21 protein-coding genes, 1 riboswitch and 1 other annotated feature are annotated in these 18,665 nt (G+C 40.9%); of the genes, 16 read left to right on the plus strand and 5 right to left on the minus strand.

All coding sequences use genetic code 11. The features are described 5' to 3' along the window. The first annotated feature begins 60 nt into the window (after positions 1-60). From pbpC to RHO15_04725, 13 genes are all read left to right on the plus strand, one after another. Positions 61-2,397: a peptidoglycan glycosyltransferase PbpC gene (gene pbpC / locus RHO15_04665; protein ID WVD64810.1), complete on the plus strand. Its 2,337-nt coding sequence runs from the start codon at positions 61-63 to the stop codon at positions 2,395-2,397. 97 nt (positions 2,398-2,494) lie between these two features. Beyond that, positions 2,495-2,920, plus strand: coding sequence for a nucleoside-diphosphate kinase (gene ndk, locus RHO15_04670; GenBank protein WVD64972.1), 426 nt, complete (start codon positions 2,495-2,497; stop codon positions 2,918-2,920). Between the two features lie 22 nt (positions 2,921-2,942). Continuing rightward, on the plus strand, positions 2,943-3,764 hold the full coding sequence (locus tag RHO15_04675) for a Cof-type HAD-IIB family hydrolase (GenBank protein ID WVD64811.1): 822 nt from the start codon (positions 2,943-2,945) through the stop codon (positions 3,762-3,764). Positions 3,765-3,916: 152 nt separating this feature from the next. After that, a complete protein-coding gene (gene thrS, locus RHO15_04680; protein WVD64812.1) occupies positions 3,917-5,845 on the plus strand; it encodes a threonine--tRNA ligase in 1,929 nt (642 codons plus the stop codon). 21 nt (positions 5,846-5,866) lie between these two features. After that, positions 5,867-6,388, plus strand: coding sequence for a translation initiation factor IF-3 (gene infC / locus RHO15_04685; GenBank protein ID WVD64973.1), 522 nt, complete (start codon positions 5,867-5,869; stop codon positions 6,386-6,388). Between the two features lie 81 nt (positions 6,389-6,469). Further along, positions 6,470-6,667 carry a 50S ribosomal protein L35 gene (rpmI, locus tag RHO15_04690; protein ID WVD64813.1) on the plus strand — a complete coding sequence of 66 codons (198 nt, stop codon included), beginning with the start codon at positions 6,470-6,472 and terminating at the stop codon, positions 6,665-6,667. 42 nt (positions 6,668-6,709) lie between these two features. Further along, the gene (gene rplT, locus RHO15_04695; protein ID WVD64814.1) at positions 6,710-7,063 is read left to right on the plus strand and encodes a 50S ribosomal protein L20; all 354 of its coding nucleotides are present in this window, start codon (positions 6,710-6,712) and stop codon (positions 7,061-7,063) included. Between the two features lie 78 nt (positions 7,064-7,141). Beyond that, positions 7,142-7,257: a sequence feature (Phe leader region), on the plus strand. Positions 7,258-7,300: 43 nt separating this feature from the next. Beyond that, positions 7,301-8,284, plus strand: a complete 984-nt coding sequence (pheS, locus tag RHO15_04700; GenBank protein ID WVD64815.1) for a phenylalanine--tRNA ligase subunit alpha — start codon at positions 7,301-7,303, stop codon at positions 8,282-8,284. 17 nt (positions 8,285-8,301) lie between these two features. Then, positions 8,302-10,689, plus strand: coding sequence for a phenylalanine--tRNA ligase subunit beta (pheT, locus tag RHO15_04705; GenBank protein ID WVD64816.1), 2,388 nt, complete (start codon positions 8,302-8,304; stop codon positions 10,687-10,689). A 4-nt stretch (positions 10,690-10,693) separates the two neighbouring features. After that, on the plus strand, positions 10,694-10,993 hold the full coding sequence (locus RHO15_04710; protein WVD64817.1) for an integration host factor subunit alpha: 300 nt from the start codon (positions 10,694-10,696) through the stop codon (positions 10,991-10,993). A gap of 60 nt (positions 10,994-11,053) precedes the next feature. Next, positions 11,054-11,098, plus strand: a riboswitch (PreQ1 riboswitch). Positions 11,099-11,101: 3 nt separating this feature from the next. After that, positions 11,102-11,584 (plus strand): preQ(1) synthase, encoded by a 483-nt coding sequence (gene queF / locus RHO15_04715; protein WVD64818.1) that lies wholly within the window; start codon positions 11,102-11,104, stop codon positions 11,582-11,584. Beyond that, positions 11,550-12,272, plus strand: coding sequence for a 7-cyano-7-deazaguanine synthase QueC (gene queC, locus RHO15_04720; GenBank protein ID WVD64819.1), 723 nt, complete (start codon positions 11,550-11,552; stop codon positions 12,270-12,272). The genes queF and queC overlap by 35 nt, the downstream gene beginning before the upstream one ends. Before the next feature lie 22 nt (positions 12,273-12,294). Continuing rightward, positions 12,295-12,930: a 7-cyano-7-deazaguanine/7-aminomethyl-7-deazaguanine transporter gene (locus tag RHO15_04725; GenBank protein WVD64820.1), complete on the plus strand. Its 636-nt coding sequence runs from the start codon at positions 12,295-12,297 to the stop codon at positions 12,928-12,930. Positions 12,931-12,988: 58 nt separating this feature from the next. Here the strand turns inward: RHO15_04725 and fis are convergent, their stop codons facing one another. The 5 genes from fis to RHO15_04750 form a co-directional block, all read right to left on the minus strand. Further along, entirely contained in the window at positions 12,989-13,285 is a 297-nt protein-coding gene (gene fis / locus RHO15_04730) for a DNA-binding transcriptional regulator Fis (GenBank protein ID WVD64821.1), read from the minus strand. A 7-nt stretch (positions 13,286-13,292) separates the two neighbouring features. Continuing rightward, a complete protein-coding gene (gene dusB / locus RHO15_04735; GenBank protein WVD64822.1) occupies positions 13,293-14,288 on the minus strand; it encodes a tRNA dihydrouridine synthase DusB in 996 nt (331 codons plus the stop codon). Positions 14,289-14,457: 169 nt separating this feature from the next. Next, positions 14,458-15,342, minus strand: coding sequence for a 50S ribosomal protein L11 methyltransferase (gene prmA, locus RHO15_04740; GenBank protein WVD64823.1), 885 nt, complete (start codon positions 15,340-15,342; stop codon positions 14,458-14,460). An 8-nt stretch (positions 15,343-15,350) separates the two neighbouring features. Continuing rightward, positions 15,351-16,781, minus strand: a complete 1,431-nt coding sequence (gene panF / locus RHO15_04745) for a sodium/pantothenate symporter (protein ID WVD64824.1) — start codon at positions 16,779-16,781, stop codon at positions 15,351-15,353. 4 nt (positions 16,782-16,785) lie between these two features. Further along, positions 16,786-17,031 carry a DUF997 family protein gene (locus RHO15_04750; protein ID WVD64825.1) on the minus strand — a complete coding sequence of 82 codons (246 nt, stop codon included), beginning with the start codon at positions 17,029-17,031 and terminating at the stop codon, positions 16,786-16,788. A gap of 296 nt (positions 17,032-17,327) precedes the next feature. On the opposite strand from RHO15_04750, the gene RHO15_04755 reads away from it, so the two are divergent. From RHO15_04755 to rpsI, 3 genes are all read left to right on the plus strand, one after another. Continuing rightward, positions 17,328-17,531 (plus strand): alternative ribosome-rescue factor A, encoded by a 204-nt coding sequence (locus tag RHO15_04755; GenBank protein WVD64826.1) that lies wholly within the window; start codon positions 17,328-17,330, stop codon positions 17,529-17,531. Between the two features lie 246 nt (positions 17,532-17,777). Beyond that, positions 17,778-18,206, plus strand: a complete 429-nt coding sequence (gene rplM / locus RHO15_04760) for a 50S ribosomal protein L13 (GenBank protein WVD64827.1) — start codon at positions 17,778-17,780, stop codon at positions 18,204-18,206. 11 nt (positions 18,207-18,217) lie between these two features. After that, positions 18,218-18,610 (plus strand): 30S ribosomal protein S9, encoded by a 393-nt coding sequence (gene rpsI, locus RHO15_04765; GenBank protein WVD64828.1) that lies wholly within the window; start codon positions 18,218-18,220, stop codon positions 18,608-18,610. Positions 18,611-18,665: the final 55 nt, after the last annotated feature.

Raw genomic sequence — 18,665 nt, forward strand, 5'->3', positions numbered from 1 at the left:
AAAATAATGAGTGACCGATTCGACAGTAACAACTGAATTCTGTTGGGGCAGTGAAAACGCATGAAATTAATCCAAATCAAAAAACGCTGGTGGTGGCTGCTCGGTTTACCGCTGTTTTTGTTTGCGCTATTTTTGGCTGCCGATAAACTGTTTCCACTGCCAATACAATCGTTAAAGCCAACCCAAACTATCTTAGCCGAAGATGGTCAGCCTTTATGGCGATTTGCTGACGAACAGGGTATTTGGCGTTATCCCGTCACCTTAAATGAATTACCGAAACACTATTTACAAGCACTATTAACCTATGAAGATCGTTGGTTTTATTATCACTGGGGCATCAATCCCGCCGCTATTTTTCGAGCCTGCTGGCAATATCTGATTAACGGACGTATTATTTCTGGTGGTAGCACCTTGACCATGCAGGTTGCGAGAATTATTGATCCGCATGATAAAACATTGTTAGGTAAGCTAAGGCAGGTTTTCCGCGCAGCACAATTGGAGTGGCACTATTCCAAAGATGAAATTCTGACCTTGTATGTCAATCGAGCCCCTTTTGGTGGCACATTAGCCGGTATTGGTGCGGCAAGTTGGGCCTATTTGGGTAAAGCTCCCTCGGCAATAACACCGGCAGAATCTGCCTTATTAGCGGTTTTACCTCAAGCCCCCAGTCGCTTAAGGCCGGACCGATATCCACAGCAAGCTCAACAGGCGCGTGATAAAGTGCTTGATCGTTTGCAAGCGTTTAGCGTCTGGCCTGAGAGTATGATTGATGATATTCGTCAGGAAGAGGTCTGGGTTTATCCGCGTAAACCGCCTCAGTTAGCCCCATTACTTGCCAGACGTCTTAGTGTACGTTATCCAGATCGCCCGATTATTCATACAACGATCGATACCGCTTTGCAGTATACCCTGGAAGATCTGGCCATCAATTGGAAAAATAAGCTGCTGCCGAAAGGTTCACTGGCTATTTTAGTAGTTGATCATACCGACATGTCGGTAAAAGCTTATGTTGGTTCAGTCGATTTTAATGATAAAGCCCGTTTCGGTCAGGTTGATATGATTGCCGCCTTACGTTCGCCAGGTTCAACCTTAAAACCCTTTTTATATGCTTTTGCCTTAGAGGATGGTCTCATCCATTCTGAGTCGTTACTTCAGGATGTGCCACGCATTACCAGTGATTATCGACCACTTAATTTTGACACGGGTTTTAGCGGACCAGTTAGTGTATCTCAGGCATTACAGCGATCCTTAAATTTACCAGCGGTGCAGCTGCTTGAGATCTATGGGCCGAAACGATTTGCGACTAAACTCTATCAAACCGGCTTAAAGCTTCATTCAGCCGGGAATGAGCCCAATCTGTCTTATATTTTAGGTGGGGCTTCCACGCGTATGGATCAGTTGCTCGCTGCCTATAGTGCTTTTGCGCGGCAGGGTAAGGTGGCTCAATTACGTTTTACCCTCGATCAGCCACTAGTCGAAAAATCGCTGTTTTCTCATGCCGCTGGCTGGGTGGTTCGACAGATTTTAGCTGGTGAAAGCCCGCAAAGTGATGCTTTAGTAGGCTCAAGTGTGGTGCCTTTAGCCTTTAAAACCGGTACTAGTTATGGGTATCGAGATGCCTGGGCTGTGGGTATCAATGCGCGTTACCTGATTGGCGTATGGGTTGGCCGGCCTGATGGTACACCGGTTGCCGGGCAGTATGGCAATGCTTCTGCGGTACCCATTTTGCAGCAGGTAAATACGATTTTATTGAATCGACTACGGGCGATAAATCAGGTGCTGCCCGAAGATCCTCAGCCAGATACGGTGACATCAACGATGATTTGTTGGCCAACTGGCGAAGCCTTAGCCAGTAGTGATCCTAATTGTCATCGTCAAATGCGCACCTGGATTGTCAATGACGTCATTCCACCAACATTAAGTAGTTTTGAGTCGGCCAATCATCAGGCGATGCGTGCGGGTCAAATCACCGTTTGGGTCAATCAGCAGGGCTATCGCGTAGCATCTGATTGTCCTGATGCCCATAAGAAACAGTTAGCGATTTGGCCAATCGCACTTGAAAATTGGCTGCGTCCAGAAGAACGACGAGCCGAGTTACTGCCAAAGATTGATAAAAATTGCCCGATATTAACGGACACCAGTTTTGGTCCATTATTAATTAATGGTATGATTGATCAACAAGTATTAAAACCACTTCCGCAAAAAAACAGTGTGACGATCACCTTAAACAGTTTGGGCGGATTTGGGCAGCGTTGGTGGTTTGTTGATGGCAAACTACAGCAATCCTTGCCGGAAGGACAACGATTCGAATTTACGTTATCAGACAAAGGTGCACATAATTTACTGTTATTAGATGAAAGCGGCCAAATTGATCGGCTTTCGTTTAGGTTGGAGTAAATGAATTGAATAGTTATCTGTGATATTTAGATTATCGATAGCTTAGTCGAGCAGTGTGATGCCATAACAAACTTATTTTATATTCACGATGGAGAATATAGCCATGCAAAGAACATTATCAATTATTAAACCCAATGCGGTAAAAAAAAACCTGATCGGTACGATTAATTTACGTTTAGAACAGGCTCGATTTAAGATTATTGCCATGAAAATGGTGCAGTTAAACCACGAACAAGCAGCTGGTTTTTATGCAGAGCATGCAGGTAAACCTTTTTTCGATAACTTGATTCGTTTTATGACTAGTGGCCCGGTTGTTGTACAGGTACTTGAGGCTGAGCAGGCGATCGTCCGTTATCGTGAAATAATGGGCGCGACCGATCTATCCAAAGCGGCTGCTGGCACCTTACGTTATGATTTTGCCGACAACGTGACCGAAAATGCCGTGCATGGTTCTGATTCGGTTGAATCAGCGCAAAGAGAGATTATGTATTTTTTCGCTGAACATGAATGTTTTTCTCGTTAAGTTAAGCTAAGTTGAGGCAACTATGTATAAGCTCATCGCTTGCGATATGGATGAAACATTATTAGATGAACAGGCGCAAGTGTCACAGCAAAATCGTGATGCTATCGCAAAAGCCAGAGCCGCAGGTGTGCGCTTTGTGTTGGCTAGTGGTCGAGGGTTTCCTGCTATGCAGACAACCGCACAAATTTTAGGGATGGCCAATCAGACAGATGAGTATATGATTTCATTTAATGGTGGCGCCATAACCGAAAATAGGGGCAATCGGATCATCGCGTTACAAGCGCTTACATTTGAGCAAGTAAAAACACTTTTCCAGATCGGTTTAGCTTATGATGTGGGTTTTCATATTTATACGACTGAATCGGTATTTATGTATCGAATTAATCAAGAAGAGCGGACTTATGTTGAAGGTCGATTAGATGGTTATATCGAATTGACCTCGCCTGATATTGATTTTCTCAAAGATCATCAGCTGATAAAAATTTTGTTTCATAACAATGAACGTCACTATTTAGAACAGATTAAGCAGCATATGCCGGCTGAGATTGTCGCGCAGTTAAGTCTCTCATTTTCTGGCAATCGTTATCTTGAGTTTAACCAAAAAGGGGTGAGTAAAGGTAACGCACTGCGCTTTTTGGCGGAAAAACTGAATATCAAACCGACAGAAATCATTACGATTGGCGATAACAATAATGATATTTCCATGCTGAGTATGGCCGGTTTAGGGATTGCAGTTTTAAACGCCACGGCAGATGCCAAAGCAGCTGCAGATTATATCTGTAGTCGAGATCATACCCAATCGGCGATTGCTGATGTGATTAATCGATTTGTTTTGAATGCTTAAAATCGTAAATATTCGCCTTGTCAGCGCGAGAACTATTTCCAAATAAATTGAATGGTGCTATCATATTGCGTCATATTTTAACGTTATTATTCATATAATGAGAACTCAAGTGCGCTGTCGTGTGGCGCACCACTGTGTATAAAAGGAATACCATGCCAGTTATTACTCTTCCTGACGGGAGTCAACGTCATTTTGATCGACCAGTGACTATATTAGAAGTTGCACAAAGTATTGGTAGCGGCCTTGCGAAAGCTTGTATTGCTGGCCGTGTCAATGGTGAGCGTAAAGATGCTTGTGATTTAATTGAAACAGATACCACCTTAGCGATTATTACCGCTAAAGATGAAGATGGTTTAGAGATTATCCGTCACTCTTGCGCGCATTTGCTTGGACATGCCATTAAACAGCTATGGCCAGATACAAAAATGGCAATTGGTCCAACGATTGATAATGGTTTCTATTACGATGTGGATCTTGATCGTACGTTAACTCAGGAAGATCTCGACGCGCTTGAAAAACGCATGTTAGCGTTAGCTAAGACTAACTATGATGTGATCAAAAAAGTGGGTAGCTGGCAAACTGCGCGTGATACTTTTACTGCGCGTCACGAACCTTATAAAGTGGCGATTCTTGATGAAAATATTGCACAAGACGAGACGCCTGCACTTTATCATCATCAAGAGTATGTTGATATGTGTCGTGGACCCCATGTACCGAATATGCGCTTTTGTCAGCACTTTAAATTACAAAAAGTGGCAGGTGCCTACTGGCGCGGTGATAGCAAGAATAAAATGCTGCAACGTATTTACGGTACAGCTTGGGCGGATAAAAAGCAGTTAGATGCGTATTTACTCCGTCTGGAAGAGGCCGCTAAACGCGATCATCGTCGTATTGGTAAACAACTCGATTTATATCATATGCAAGAAGAAGCACCTGGTATGGTCTTTTGGCACAATGATGGCTGGACGATTTTTCGTGAATTAGAGACATTTGTACGGACTAAATTAAAAGAGTACCAATATCAAGAAGTGAAAGGTCCATTTATGATGGATCGCGTATTATGGGAAAAAACCGGTCACTGGCAAAACTATAAAGATTTAATGTTTACGACCTCATCTGAAAATCGTGAATATTGCATTAAGCCGATGAACTGTCCTGGTCATGTGCAGATTTTTAATCAGGGATTAAAATCTTATCGTGATTTACCGCTGCGTATGGCTGAGTTTGGTAGTTGTCATCGTAACGAACCATCAGGTTCACTGCATGGTTTGATGCGCGTACGTGGCTTTACCCAAGATGATGCGCATATATTTTGTACAGAATCACAAATTCGTAGCGAAGTGAATAGCTGTATTAAAATGGTTTATGACATTTATAGCACTTTTGGTTTCAAAAATATTTCGGTAAAATTATCGACACGTCCAGAAAAACGTATCGGCCGAGATGAAGTTTGGGACATGGCTGAAAAAGATTTGGCTGAATGTTTAACTGAAAATGGTATCGAATTCCAGTATTTACCGGGTGAAGGTGCTTTCTACGGTCCGAAAATTGAATTTACTTTACATGACTGCTTAGATCGTGCCTGGCAGTGTGGTACAGTACAGTTAGACTTTATGTTACCTGAACGTTTAGATGCCTCTTACGTCGGTGAAGATAATGAACGTCATATTCCAGTGATGATCCATCGTGCGATTTTAGGTTCACTAGAGCGATTCATTGGTATTTTAATTGAAGATTGCGCAGGATTCTTCCCAACCTGGCTTGCACCATTGCAAGTGATTGTGATGAACATCACTGATGGTCAGGCTGATTATGTTCAGGCGCTGGCAGATAAATTACAGGATGCCGGCATTCGTGCACGAGCAGACCTAAGAAATGAAAAAGTCGGTTTCAAAGTCCGCGAACACACCTTAAAACGTGTTCCATATATGTTTGTATGTGGTGATAAAGAAGTAGAAACTGGAAAAGTTTCGGTCAGAACCCGTCGTGGTAAAGATCTTGGTAGCTTTGATATCGATCATGTTATAGAATTACTGTTAGCAGAAATTCGGACTCGCCGTTTAAATCAACTGGAGGAATAGAGTATTAAAGCCGGAAAACGTATTCAAACAACGCGTGCACACAAGATTAATGATGAAATTACTGCACGTGAGCTCAGATTAACAGGTGTCGATGGTGAACAACTAGGCATCGTTAGTCTAAATGAGGCGCTTAGACAAGCCGTAGAAACAGGAATGGATTTAGTCGAGATTAGTCCAAATGCAGAACCGCCTGTTTGTCGAATTATGGATTACGGTAAGTTCATCTATGAAAAGAGTAAGGCGACTAAAGAGCAGAAGAAGAAGCAAAAAGTTGTTCAGGTTAAGGAAATTAAATTCCGACCTGGTACAGACGAAGGTGATTATCAGGTAAAACTCCGCAGCCTGGTTCGCTTTCTTGAAGATGGAGATAAAGCCAAAGTCACATTACGTTTTCGTGGTCGTGAAATGGCACATCAACAGATTGGTATGGAGATGCTTGAACGCATCAAACAAGATCTTTCTGAATTAGCTGTGGTTGAATCTTACCCAAGTAAGATTGAAGGACGACAGATGATTATGGTGTTAGCTCCGAAGAAGAAATAATAGGTTTGCAAGCTGATTATCGTCAGATAGTTACACCTATTATTTTATGTTATTAACAATGCGAAGTGGAAATTAACTATTATGCCAAAAATTAAAACAGTTCGTGGCGCAGCTAAGCGCTTTAAAAAAACAGCTTCTGGTGGTTTTAAACACAAGCAAGCCAACAAAAGTCATATCCTGACTAAAAAATCAACTAAGCGTAAGCGTCATTTACGTGGTTTGACCATGGTGTCAAAAGGGGATTTAGGTTTAGTTTCAGCGTGTGTTCCATACGCTTAAAATTTAATTATTCATAATTATTATAGATAGAGGATATGATTTATGGCTCGTGTTAAACGCGGTGTTATTGCTCGTGCACGTCACAAGAAAGTTCTAAAACAAGCAAAAGGTTATTATGGTGCACGTTCACGTGTGTATCGTGTTGCTTTCCAAGCAGTTATCAAAGCTGGTCAATACGCCTATCGTGACCGTCGTCAGCGTAAACGTCAATTCCGTCAATTATGGATTGTGCGTATTAATGCTGCAGCTCGTCAATGTGGTTTATCTTACAGCCGTTTCATCAACGGTTTAAAGAAAGCTTCAATTGAGATCGATCGTAAGATCCTTGCTGATATTGCTGTATTCGACAAAAATGCCTTTGCTGCATTAGTTGAAAAAGCGAAAGCTGCATTATAATCGTTTGGTAAAGGCTGATTTATTCAGCCTTTATTTTATTAAAATAATCATTGATTTGGTATTAAAAAATTTAGGATAGTCTAAATGAACACAGTTATTTTCCGTTTCTTTTTTAGCTTTAGAATCTAGTTCATTTTGGGGCGAAATGAAAAATGGAAAATAATTGAAAAGCCTCTTAAAGAGGCTTTTTTTATACCAGTAATTTCTATATCGGATGATCACAAAAAAGAGGATGCTATGTCTCAATTAGCAGAATTAGTTAAAAATGCGAAAGCGGCGATTGAAAATGCAGCCGATAGCAATGCAATCGAACAGATACGTGTCGAATATTTAGGTAAGAAGGGCTATTTTACTTTACAGATGGCTTCACTTCGAGATGTACCCGCAGAAGAGCGCCCCGCAGTTGGGCAGACAATTAATGATGCTAAACAGCAAGTTGTTGATCTGTTAAATGAAAGAAAAAATTATTTTGATACACAAGCACTCAATGCCAAACTTGAAGGTGAGCGGATTGATGTGACGCTGCCGGGTAAAAAAATGCCTGCAGGTGGCTTACATCCAATTACCCGTACCATTATTCGTTTAGAGACCTTTTTTGGTCAGCTCGGATTTGCGGTGAAAACCGGACCTGAAATCGAAGATGCTTATCATAATTTTGATGCTTTAAATATTCCTGCTCATCATCCTGCGCGTGCTGATCATGATACGTTTTGGTTCGATGCTGACCGATTACTGCGTACACAAACCTCAAGTGTACAAATTCGTACAATGCAAAATACCCAGCCACCTATTCGCATGATTGCCCCAGGTCGCACTTACCGAAATGATTATGACCAAACGCATACGCCAATGTTTCATCAAATCGAAGGTTTACTGGTCGATAAAGATATTAGTTTTACTCATCTGAAAGGGTTATTGCATGATTTTCTGCACTATTTCTTTGAAGAAGATATGGAGATTCGTTTCCGTCCGGGTTACTTCCCGTTTACTGAGCCTTCGGCGGAAGTCGATATTAAAGGTAAAAATGGCAAATGGTTAGAAGTCTTAGGTTGTGGTATGGTTCATCCCAATGTACTGCGCAATGTGGGGATAGATCCAGAGGTTTATTCTGGTTTTGCCTTTGGTATGGGGATTGAGCGTTTAACGATGCTACGTTATGGCGTGACGGATTTACGCTCATTCTTTGAAAATGATTTACGTTTTTTAAAGCAGTTTAATTAATTCTGGGAGAACCATACATGAAATTTAGTGAAAGTTGGCTACGTGAGTGGGTAAACCCAGAGATAAGTAGCGAAATATTGTCCAATCAGTTAACCATGGCGGGACTGGAAGTGGATGATATTGGGGCCGTTGCCGGTGATTTTAGCGGCGTTGTGGTTGGACGCGTTGTCGAGTGTGGACAACATCCTAATGCGGATAAATTGCGTGTGACCAAAGTCGATATCGGTCAAAGTGAACTCTTAAATATTGTTTGCGGTGCGCCAAATTGTCGTGAAGGATTGACCGTTGCTTGTGCCACTGTAGGTGCCGTATTACCGGGTGACTTTAAAATAAAGCCAGCTAAACTACGCGGTGAACCTTCTGAAGGGATGCTATGTTCCTATTCTGAATTAGGTATTTCAGACGAGCAGTCTGGTATTATTGAGTTACCGGATGATGCGCCACTCGGGCAAGATCTCAGAACCTATTTAAAACTCGATGATCATATTATCGATATTAGTGTGACCCCTAATCGTGCTGATTGCTTTGGCATTATTGGGATTGCGCGAGATATCTCTGCTGTGAATAATGTTCCGATGGCAAAAGCTGAGTTCAAAACCGCGGCTGTCACGATTGCTGATAAGATTACCGTTAGCATTGCAGAGCCTCAAGCGGCACCGAAATATTTAGCGCGAATCATCAAAGGTATTAATGTTAAAGCGCAGACCCCATTATGGATGAAAGAGAAATTACGTCGTGGTGGGATCCGTTCTATTGATGCGGTCGTTGATATTACTAATTTTGTCTTGCTTGAGTTAGGCCATCCGATGCACGCCTTTGATTTACAAAAAATCGAGGGGGAGATCCAGGTTCGTTATGGTCAGCCAAATGAGAAATTAGTCTTATTAGATGGCAATGAGATTGAGATTAAACCGAAAACTTTAGTGATTGCTGATGATCATAAGGTCTTAGCATTAGCAGGGATTTTTGGTGGTAAAGCATCAGGTGTGAGTGATGAGACCCAAGATATCTTACTCGAAGCTGCTTTCTTTGCGCCGCTGACCATCGCCGGTAAAGCACGTGAATATGGTTTACATACCGATGCTTCACATCGATATGAGCGTGGCGTTGATCCACAAATGCAGCATGGCGCGATGGAGAGAGCAACCACATTGCTACTCAGTATTTGTGGTGGTCATGCCGGACCGATTATTGAAGCAATTGATGAAGGTGCTTTACCTAAATCGGCACAAATCTCGCTGCGCGCTGAAAAAGTTGATGCACTGATTGGTTATAAAATTGATGCACAGCGCATTATGGATATCTTAGTTCGACTAGGCTGTCAGGTTATTTATCAAGATAAAGTATGGCAAGTAACCGCACCAAGCTGGCGTTTTGATTTACAGATTGAAGAAGATTTGGTTGAAGAAATTGCCCGTATTTATGGCTATAACAATATTCCTAATAGTTTAATGAAGATTGAGCCAGTTATCTCAAATCTACCAGAAAGAAATCTATCGCTAGTCGGAGCAAAACAGCTGCTGGTCGATCGTGGTTTCCAGGAAGCGATTACTTATAGTTTTGTCGATCCTAAATTACAAGCACTGCTGCATCCGGGTCAATCCGCATTAGTGTTATCAAATCCGATTTCAAGTGAAATGTCGACGATGCGCTTATCCTTATGGGCTGGGCTCTTGGATGTGGTGCAATATAATCAAAATCGTCAGCAAAATCGGATCCGCTTATTTGAGTCTGGTTTACGGTTTGTGCCAGATGAACATGCTGAATTTGGTGTTCGTCAGGAAGTGGTATTATCCGGTGTGATTACGGGTAATTTGTACGATGAACATTGGAGTTTACCAAAACAATCGGTTAACTTTTATGATCTTAAAGGTGATGTCGAGGCTATTTTAGCGCTGACCCATTTTCAGGATAAGATTCAATTTAAAACGATTGCGCATCCCGCCTTACATCCAGGACAAAGTGCCGGATTATTCATCAATAATCATCAGGTTGGTGTTATTGGTGTACTTCATCCACAATTAGAGAAGACATTGGATTTAAAAGGTCGCGTGGTCTTATTTGAACTATTTTGGGATAAAATCAGTACTCGAAGCGTGCCTGAGTTTAAAGATATTTCTCGTTTCCCGGCCAATCGTCGAGATATTGCTATCTTAGTCGCCGATAATGTGCCAGCAGCACAGATAGTGGCTGAATGTCAGCGTGTTGGCGGTGAAAATTTGATTAGCGTCAATTTATTTGATGTATATCAAGGTGATAATATTGCTAAAGGTCAAAAGAGCTTAGCTATCAGTTTGATATTACAGGATAATTATCGGACGCTTGAAGACACTGATATAACAAATATTGTTGACAAATGTGTTGTTGCGTTGCAAAATCGTTTCGATGCATTACTAAGAGAATAATAATATGACATTAACAAAAGCTGATATTGCAGAAAGCTTAACAAATAAACTCAATCTGGATAAACAAGAATCAAAAGTACTTGTCGAGCTATTTTTTGAAGAAATAAGAGTTGCGCTTGAAAAAGGTGAACCGGTAAAACTGTCTGGTTTCGGTAACTTCACTGTTCGTGATAAAAATGCGCGTCCAGGCCGTAATCCAAAAACTGGTGAAAGCGTGTCAATTTGCGCGCGTCGCGTCGTGACATTCAGACCTGGTATTAAGTTTAAAGAACGAATTGAACAAGGTATTGCTAAACTTGATTAATTTCGGTTTTTAAGAGACACGATAGAACACAAAATAGCACTATTTTGTGTTCTTTTTATTTATACCGTGGTTCGCAATCCTCCCACGTAAAAAAACTAAGGCAAATCAATGACCAACAAATCTCCGATTACTTTATTGGGTAATCAATCTGTACACTATCCTACCCACTATTCGCCGGATATACTGGAAACATTTGAGAATAAACATGGTGATAATGATTACTTTGTTAAATTCAACTGTCCAGAATTTTCCAGTCTTTGCCCGATTACCGGACAACCTGATTTTGCGGCGATTTATATCTCTTATGTTCCAAACATCTATATGGTTGAAAGCAAATCGCTAAAACTCTATTTATTTAGTTTTCGCAATCAAGGTGATTTTCATGAGGATTGTATCAATAAAATCATGAAAGATTTAATTGCGTTGATGGATCCTAAGTATATCGAGGTATGGGGTAAATTTACCCCAAGAGGGGGGATCTCAATCGATCCTTATGTGAATTATGGTCAAGCTGGCACAAGGTGGCAAGAGATCGCTTTCAATCGTCTGGCTAATCATGATCTCTATCCTGAGAAAATTGATAATCGTTAAGCTTAAGGATAGATTAATGCAAAAAAATAAAGCCTTGGTGATTTTTTCTGGAGGCCAAGATTCAACGACCTGTTTAATTCAGGCAATCGCTGATTATCAGCGCGAGAATGTTCAGACCATTACCTTTGATTATGGCCAGCGGCACCATATCGAACTAGAAAAAGCGGCCTATATTGCCCGGGATCTTGGCGTCTCACAAAGGGTGATTAATACCTCGGTCATTGCGCAGACAACGCATAATGCTTTGCTCGATGCGTCGATGCCAATCCTTCATTCGCAAGATCAGGCTTATCCAAATACTTTTGTCGATGGACGTAATGCCTTATTTCTGTTACTGGCCGCCTCTTATGCGAAAACCCAGCAGATTCACGATATGATTATTGGCGTCTGTGAAACCGATTTTAGCGGTTATCCCGATTGTCGTGATATCTTTATTAAATCCATGAATGTGACGTTGAATTTAGCGATGGACTATTCATTCAATATTAAAACGCCCTTAATGTATTTAACTAAAGTGCAGACTTGGCAGCTGGCCGATCAGCTCGGTTATTTAGATTATATCAACCAAAACACGCATACCTGTTATCAAGGTGTTGCGGGGGGCTGTGGTGAATGTCCAAGTTGCCAGTTACGCCAAACTAGTTTAGCCATTTATTTAGCCAATAAAATGGGTTCCCTAACCCCATAAAATGATAAAAAGGTCAGATTACATGTATACTTTTACTACCCAGCAACGCCATCACGCTTTATATTTATTAGCTTTTTTTCATATTGTGATTATTGCTTCCAGTAATTATTTAGTGCAGATTCCCTTTACGATATTGGGATTTAATACCACTTGGGGAGCATTCACATTCCCGTTTATCTTTTTAACTACCGATTTGACGATTCGTATTTTTGGTGCTAGTTTGGCGCGAAAAATTATTTTTGTCGTCATGATGCCTGCTTTATTACTCTCTTATTTGATCTCAGTACTCTTTTTTGAAGGTGTCTGGACTGGGTTCGGTGCTGTCGTCGTATTTAATCTGTTTGTGGCCAGAATTGCACTGGCGAGCTTTGCTGCTTATGCTATTGGCCAGTTAATGGATATTACCATCTTTAACTATTTACGTCAGAATATGCGTTGGTGGATTGCGCCTTCTGCGGCGGCTATTTTTGGTAATATGATCGATACCATAGTATTTTTTAGCATTGCTTTTTATCGCAGTGATGATCCGTTTATGGCAAATCATTGGATTGAAATTGCCACGATTGATTATAGTTTTAAGATATTAATATGTGCGCTGTTTTTCTTGCCGCTTTATGGGGTTCTACTGAATATTTTACTGAAGAAATTGACTAAGTAAAAAAATAAGGCATCGTGAAAACGATGCCTTATTTGAAGGGACGAGATAATCTGCTCGATTAGCTCATGCCATACTGTTTAAGTTTTTTACGTAACGTACCACGGTTGATACCTAACATGTTTGCTGCACGTGTTTGGTTACCACGAGTATATTGCATGACCATATCAAGGAAAGGGTGCTCAACTTCAGCTAAAACTAATTCGTAAAGATCAGTTGGATCTTGACCATTTAGTTGTGACAAATAGTTTCTTAAAGCTTGTTTAACTGAATCTCTTAATGGCTTTTGAGTAATTTGATCCTGAGAGTTTACAGTAGTGAATTTCAAAGCATCTGCTGTAACGCGTATTTCTGACATAGTATTATTAACTCTTTTGTGATAAATGTGTTGTACTAAAAAATGCTTCTAATGCTATAAATTGCTGCTCGGCATTATCAATAGCATTAAATAAGCGCCTAAATTGTTCGCTCTGGGCATAGTCCTGTAAATACCAACTAACATGCTTGCGAGCAATTCTTAATCCTTTATATTCACCGTACAGATTATGTAAAGCTCGCACATGATCGTTGATTAGTGGAGCTTTCTCTATTAGCGATTTTTTTTGTAGCAACTTCCCATGTCGCAGGTAATACTCGATTTGCTCAAAGATCCAAGGATTACCTTGAGCGCAACGGCCTATCATCAGACCATCCGCACCCGTATACTCAAGCACTGCTTTGGCTTTTTCTGGCGAAGTAATATCACCATTAGCAATGACCGGTATATTGATGTGCTGCTTCACGCTTCGGATCGAATCATATTCCGCCTCACCATTAAATAAACAGGCGCGTGTGCGTCCATGGATAGTTAATGCTGAGATACCTGAACCTTCGGCAATCTTAGCAATTTCAAGACAATTAATATTGTCTTTATTCCATCCCGTACGAATTTTTAATGTCACAGGTATATCAACAGATTTTACCACAGTGCTCAAAATTTGTTCCACTAGTATAGGATATTGCAGTAATGCAGAACCTGCTAGTTTTTTATTCACTTTTTTTGCGGGACATCCCATATTAATATCAATGAGTTGTGCGCCACTTGCAGCGCACAGCTGCGCTGCGTTCGCCATCTCCTGTGGGTCAGCACCAACAATCTGTACGGCCCGAATATGGTTTTCGTCTTTTGACGCCATTCTAAGCGCAGATTTATCGGTATGCCAGAGATCTGGATTAGCCAACAGCATTTCTGATACTGCCATTGCTGCGCCCATTTGGCAGCATAAACTGCGAAATGCTCTGTCACTAATTCCAGCCATCGGCGCCGCAATTAATCGGCTCTTTAATTCTAAATTACCAATCTTGATATTAACGGCTGACATGCTTATTTCCCCTTTAGGGTCGCGTATATTACGCACTTTTTGTTTCAGATAAAAGAGGCAAATATAAAAAAAATGTTAAATTTTGCACAAATTGTTTAATATTTTACTTAAGCTATCAAAATGCTTAATAACGATTTGTTTTACCAATTAATTGAGCGAGAGGGAAGGCTCAGCTTAATTTTTTACCGGTAATTCTGCACCACTCTTCTAGCTCAACAACCTCATCAATCGTAAAATCGTCTTGATAGGCAGCACTGACACTGCTGGCTTGTGTGGCTAAGATACCCGATAGTCCTAATAGACCGTGAGGATTGACGCGTTGGATTATTTGTGGAGCCAGCTCTTTTAATGGTCCGGCTAAGATATTGGCCACGACGATATCAGCCTGAATATCATCGGTTAAATCTTTGGCTAACAGTAGCGTGAGTCTATCATCAACATGATTACGTTCAGCATTTGCCTGACTTGCTTGTAGTGCCTGTGGATCAATATCAACACCAATTGCACTTATAGCTCCTAATTTTAATGCCGCAATCGCTAAAATACCTGAGCCGCATCCGTAATCGATAATCGTTTTTCCTGTCAAATCTAAACTGTCTAACCAGCTTAAACACATCGCGGTAGTTGGATGGGTGCCAGTACCAAAGGCAAGTCCAGGATCAAGCATGACATTTACCGCATCAGGCTCAGGAATTTCACGCCAGCTAGGACAAATCCATAAACGTTGGCCAAATTTAAGGGGATGAAAGTTATCCATCCACTCACGTTCCCAATCTTTATCTTCCAATTGCTCGATTTTATAATGGGTTTGCGAATGAAATAATGGGGTATTGTGTAAAGCAGCGATTACCATATCGGTATCTGTCTGCGCATCAAATAAACCGATCACATCGGTATTGCCCCATAATCTGGTTTCACCCGGTAATGGTTCAAAAATCGGCGTATCATAGGTATCTTGAAAGGTGACCGATAATGCGCCTAATTCAGTTAAGCAGTCACTTAACGCTTCAGCTGATTGATCGGTGGTATTTATCTTGATTTGAATCCAAGGCATGATGTCATTTATCTCGCTGTTTTACTGAATTGGTTACCAATCCAAAAGGTGATAAGTCCAATAATCAAGGCGGGGATTATTGGGTGCAAATTGAGCAATTTTATATCAAAGCTGGCTAAAAGTGTATAACTTAGTGCGCCACAGATCATGGAACTTAGCGCACCGCAAGCGTTGGCTTTTTTCCAGTATAAGCCAAGTACCAGTGGCCATAAGAAGACGGCTTCTAGTCCACCAAATGCCAGCAGATTTAACCAGATAATCATCTCAGGTGGATGCCATGCGGTAAGAATCAACAGTGCACCAAAGAGAAAGGTAATCGTTACTGATAATCGGGTTAAGGTCTTATCGCTCATTTTATTTTCGGGCACCGCTCTTAACAGCAGATCTTTAATCATCACCGATGACACTTGTAGTAGTTGCGCATTAATGGTTGACATAATTGCCGCCAGGGGCGCGGCTAAAAAAATGCCTGCGGCAAAGGGCGGTAATACTTTGATAATTAACTGGGGAACCACTTGATCTGGCACGGTTAGTTCGGGTAAAATCACGCGCCCAAGCGCACCGGCTAAGTGCATGGTGAGCATAATCACTGCGATAACGATCGTACCAATAATAATTGCGCGGTGTAGCGCTTTACTATCTTTATATGCCATACACCGAATAGCTGTATGCGGTAGTCCGACGACACCAAAACAGACTAACACCCAAAATGAGATCATGAATGGAAAATCCATAAAATTATTGGGACCGGTTGGCGTAAGTAAGGCGGGATCTATCGCTTTTAATGTTTGTACGGTTTGAGTCACTCCACCACCGGCGTAAATAATCGCCGTTAAGAGTAGAATGGCGCCGACTAACATGACAATGCCTTGAAAGGCGTCATTGAGAATACTGGCTTTAAAACCACCAAATGCGGTATAGAGTACTGTGCCAATACCGAAAACAAAGAGACCGATTTTATAGGGAATACCGGCAGCGGTTTCAAGTAAATAAGCGCCACCCACAAATTGAACTGTCATCGCACCGACAAAGGCGACAATAATCGCAATACTGGAAAACCAGACAATCAGATGACTTTTATAATGCGCATAGAGCATATCGCTGAGGGTGATCGCATTATATTGACGTGCCAGAATCGCAAATTTTTTACCTAAGATACCCAGTGATAATAAAATAGTTGGCACCTGTATCATGGCGAGTAATACCCAACCTAAGCCAAATTTATAAGCGGCGCCAGGGCCACCGATAAAGGAACTAGCACTAATATAAGTCGCGGCTAAGGTCATCGCTAATAAAAAGCCACCCATTGTGCGATTACCAATAAAATATTCGGTAAACTGGTTGACGGATTGACGCTTAAAATAAGCGTAGCCTGATAAGGCGAAGACGAATAATAAATAGAGTACCAGTGGTATAATAATTTCAGTATGCATAGTCATATTGTTATTTGTTTTTAGTCGGAGCGTCGAGTAACATGTTAATAAACTTATATTTTACCACCAGCCAACAGAGTAAAATAAAGCCAATAGGTAAAAACAGACACGAGACTTCAAACCAGAGCGGGAGACCAAACAGTCCAGATGTATTCCCCAGTAAATAGGCTGAAACCAACCAAGCAGTCAGGTAGATGAGGGTCAGAATGAGTGAGAGCTTTGCTTCTTTATTGGCTTGTATAAATCTTTTATCCATAAAGTGATAACCAAGAGATGGAAGAGGCTGGATAGGTTAAAAGAAACCTGAGAGGTTAGCAAGCAAGTTGTTTCATTTAACTATATTATAATGATCATTTGTTAACAAATGGTTATAATTTGTCAGCAAGTGCAACGATTTATTTTGATTATGTTTAATCTTATCGTGATTGATATGATCAAGCTTTGTGCGTTATAGCCTGAAAAAAATCATACCTGTTACTGATATTATTGCACGACATCGTCATATTAAAAGAGCGTTTATTCAACAGAAATTCAACTAATTTTGGAGAGAAAATGGGTCAATATCAACATAAAAAAGGGATCATAAAAGAGAATGCTATTGAGGCATTACTACATGATCTGCTATTTCGGCAGCGTATAGAAAAAAATCGCAAAGGCAAAGGAAGCTATCAACGCAAAGCTAAACACGTAAAAAGCACCACGAGGGAGGCAAGCGATAAGCCGATGTGTTCACATCTCTTATCACTTGCCTTCTGATGACATTAATAGACTTCCGCCACTTTTTAATAAGAAAAATAAATTCTTTCTATTTCGGACTAGCACTTTAAATAATTTTCGGTATAATAACGCGCACCCACGTTACGACAATGTTTTTCCCAACATTGTGTTAATATTTAATTCATCGCTCGAAGGGGTGGATGGCTTAGATAAAAGTGTAAATGAATCAAGCAATTGCTTTTTTCATTAACGTGAGATTAATTATTGAAATTGGATAATCCTAGAATGAAAACTTTTTCAGCTAAACCAGAAACTGTAAAACGTGACTGGTATGTTGTTGATGCGACAGGTAAAACTTTAGGTCGTTTAGCAACTGAAATCGCAAGCCGTTTACGCGGTAAGCATAAACCAGAATATACTCCACATGTTGATACCGGTGATTACATTATCGTTCTTAACGCAGAGAAAGTAGCTGTAACAGGCAGAAAGCGTACTGATAAAATGTATTACCGTTATACTGGATATATTGGTGGTCTTAAAGAGGCAACTTTTAACGAGATGATCGAACGTCATCCTGAACAAGTTATTGAGATTGCTGTAAAAGGCATGTTGCCAAAAGGTCCTCTTGGTCGTGCAATGTATCGTAAATTAAAAGTTTACGCAGGTAGCGAACACAATCACGCGGCGCAACAACCGCAAGTATTGGATATTTAAGGGGATAAAAGATGGCTGAGAATCAATATTACGGTACAGGTCGCCGAAAAAGTTCATCTGCTCGTGTATTTATTAAACCGGGTAGTGGTAGTATCGTTATCAATCAACGTAGCTTAGAGCAATACTTCGGCCGAGATACGGCACGTATGGTTGTTATGCAACCGCTTGAGTTAGTTGAAATGACAGGTAAACTTGATTTATATATTACCGTAACGGGTGGTGGTATTTCAGGTCAAGCAGGTGCGATTCGCCACGGTATTACTCGTGCGTTGATGGAATATGATGAAACATTGCGCCCAACATTACGTCAAGCCGGGTTTGTTACTCGAGATGCACGTAAAGTTGAACGTAAGAAAGTGGGTCTACGTAAAGCACGTCGTCGTCCACAATTCTCTAAACGTTAATCGTATTTTATGCGTCAAAAAACCCAGCTTTTTGCTGGGTTTTTTCTTTTTAAGT

It is taken from the genome of Orbaceae bacterium lpD01 (genome assembly GCA_036251705.1).
Lineage (GTDB): Bacteria > Pseudomonadota > Gammaproteobacteria > Enterobacterales > Orbaceae > Utexia > Utexia brackfieldae.

What these genes read in the sequence shown, in the direction of transcription:
- pbpC (WVD64810.1), top strand. Translation starts at nt 61, where the DNA reads ATGAAATTAATCCAAATCAAAAAACGCTGGTGGTGGCTGCTCGGTTTA.
- RHO15_04675 (WVD64811.1), top strand. Translation starts at nt 2,943, where the DNA reads ATGTATAAGCTCATCGCTTGCGATATGGATGAAACATTATTAGATGAA.
- thrS (WVD64812.1), top strand. Translation starts at nt 3,917, where the DNA reads ATGCCAGTTATTACTCTTCCTGACGGGAGTCAACGTCATTTTGATCGA.
- rpmI (WVD64813.1), top strand. Translation starts at nt 6,470, where the DNA reads ATGCCAAAAATTAAAACAGTTCGTGGCGCAGCTAAGCGCTTTAAAAAA.
- rplT (WVD64814.1), top strand. Translation starts at nt 6,710, where the DNA reads ATGGCTCGTGTTAAACGCGGTGTTATTGCTCGTGCACGTCACAAGAAA.
- pheS (WVD64815.1), top strand. Translation starts at nt 7,301, where the DNA reads ATGTCTCAATTAGCAGAATTAGTTAAAAATGCGAAAGCGGCGATTGAA.
- pheT (WVD64816.1), top strand. Translation starts at nt 8,302, where the DNA reads ATGAAATTTAGTGAAAGTTGGCTACGTGAGTGGGTAAACCCAGAGATA.
- RHO15_04710 (WVD64817.1), top strand. Translation starts at nt 10,694, where the DNA reads ATGACATTAACAAAAGCTGATATTGCAGAAAGCTTAACAAATAAACTC.
- queF (WVD64818.1), top strand. Translation starts at nt 11,102, where the DNA reads ATGACCAACAAATCTCCGATTACTTTATTGGGTAATCAATCTGTACAC.
- queC (WVD64819.1), top strand. Translation starts at nt 11,550, where the DNA reads ATGATCTCTATCCTGAGAAAATTGATAATCGTTAAGCTTAAGGATAGA.
- RHO15_04725 (WVD64820.1), top strand. Translation starts at nt 12,295, where the DNA reads ATGTATACTTTTACTACCCAGCAACGCCATCACGCTTTATATTTATTA.
- fis (WVD64821.1), bottom strand. Translation starts at nt 13,285, where the DNA reads ATGTCAGAAATACGCGTTACAGCAGATGCTTTGAAATTCACTACTGTA.
- dusB (WVD64822.1), bottom strand. Translation starts at nt 14,288, where the DNA reads ATGTCAGCCGTTAATATCAAGATTGGTAATTTAGAATTAAAGAGCCGA.
- prmA (WVD64823.1), bottom strand. Translation starts at nt 15,342, where the DNA reads ATGCCTTGGATTCAAATCAAGATAAATACCACCGATCAATCAGCTGAA.
- panF (WVD64824.1), bottom strand. Translation starts at nt 16,781, where the DNA reads ATGACTATGCATACTGAAATTATTATACCACTGGTACTCTATTTATTA.
- RHO15_04750 (WVD64825.1), bottom strand. Translation starts at nt 17,031, where the DNA reads ATGGATAAAAGATTTATACAAGCCAATAAAGAAGCAAAGCTCTCACTC.
- RHO15_04755 (WVD64826.1), top strand. Translation starts at nt 17,328, where the DNA reads ATGGGTCAATATCAACATAAAAAAGGGATCATAAAAGAGAATGCTATT.
- rplM (WVD64827.1), top strand. Translation starts at nt 17,778, where the DNA reads ATGAAAACTTTTTCAGCTAAACCAGAAACTGTAAAACGTGACTGGTAT.
- rpsI (WVD64828.1), top strand. Translation starts at nt 18,218, where the DNA reads ATGGCTGAGAATCAATATTACGGTACAGGTCGCCGAAAAAGTTCATCT.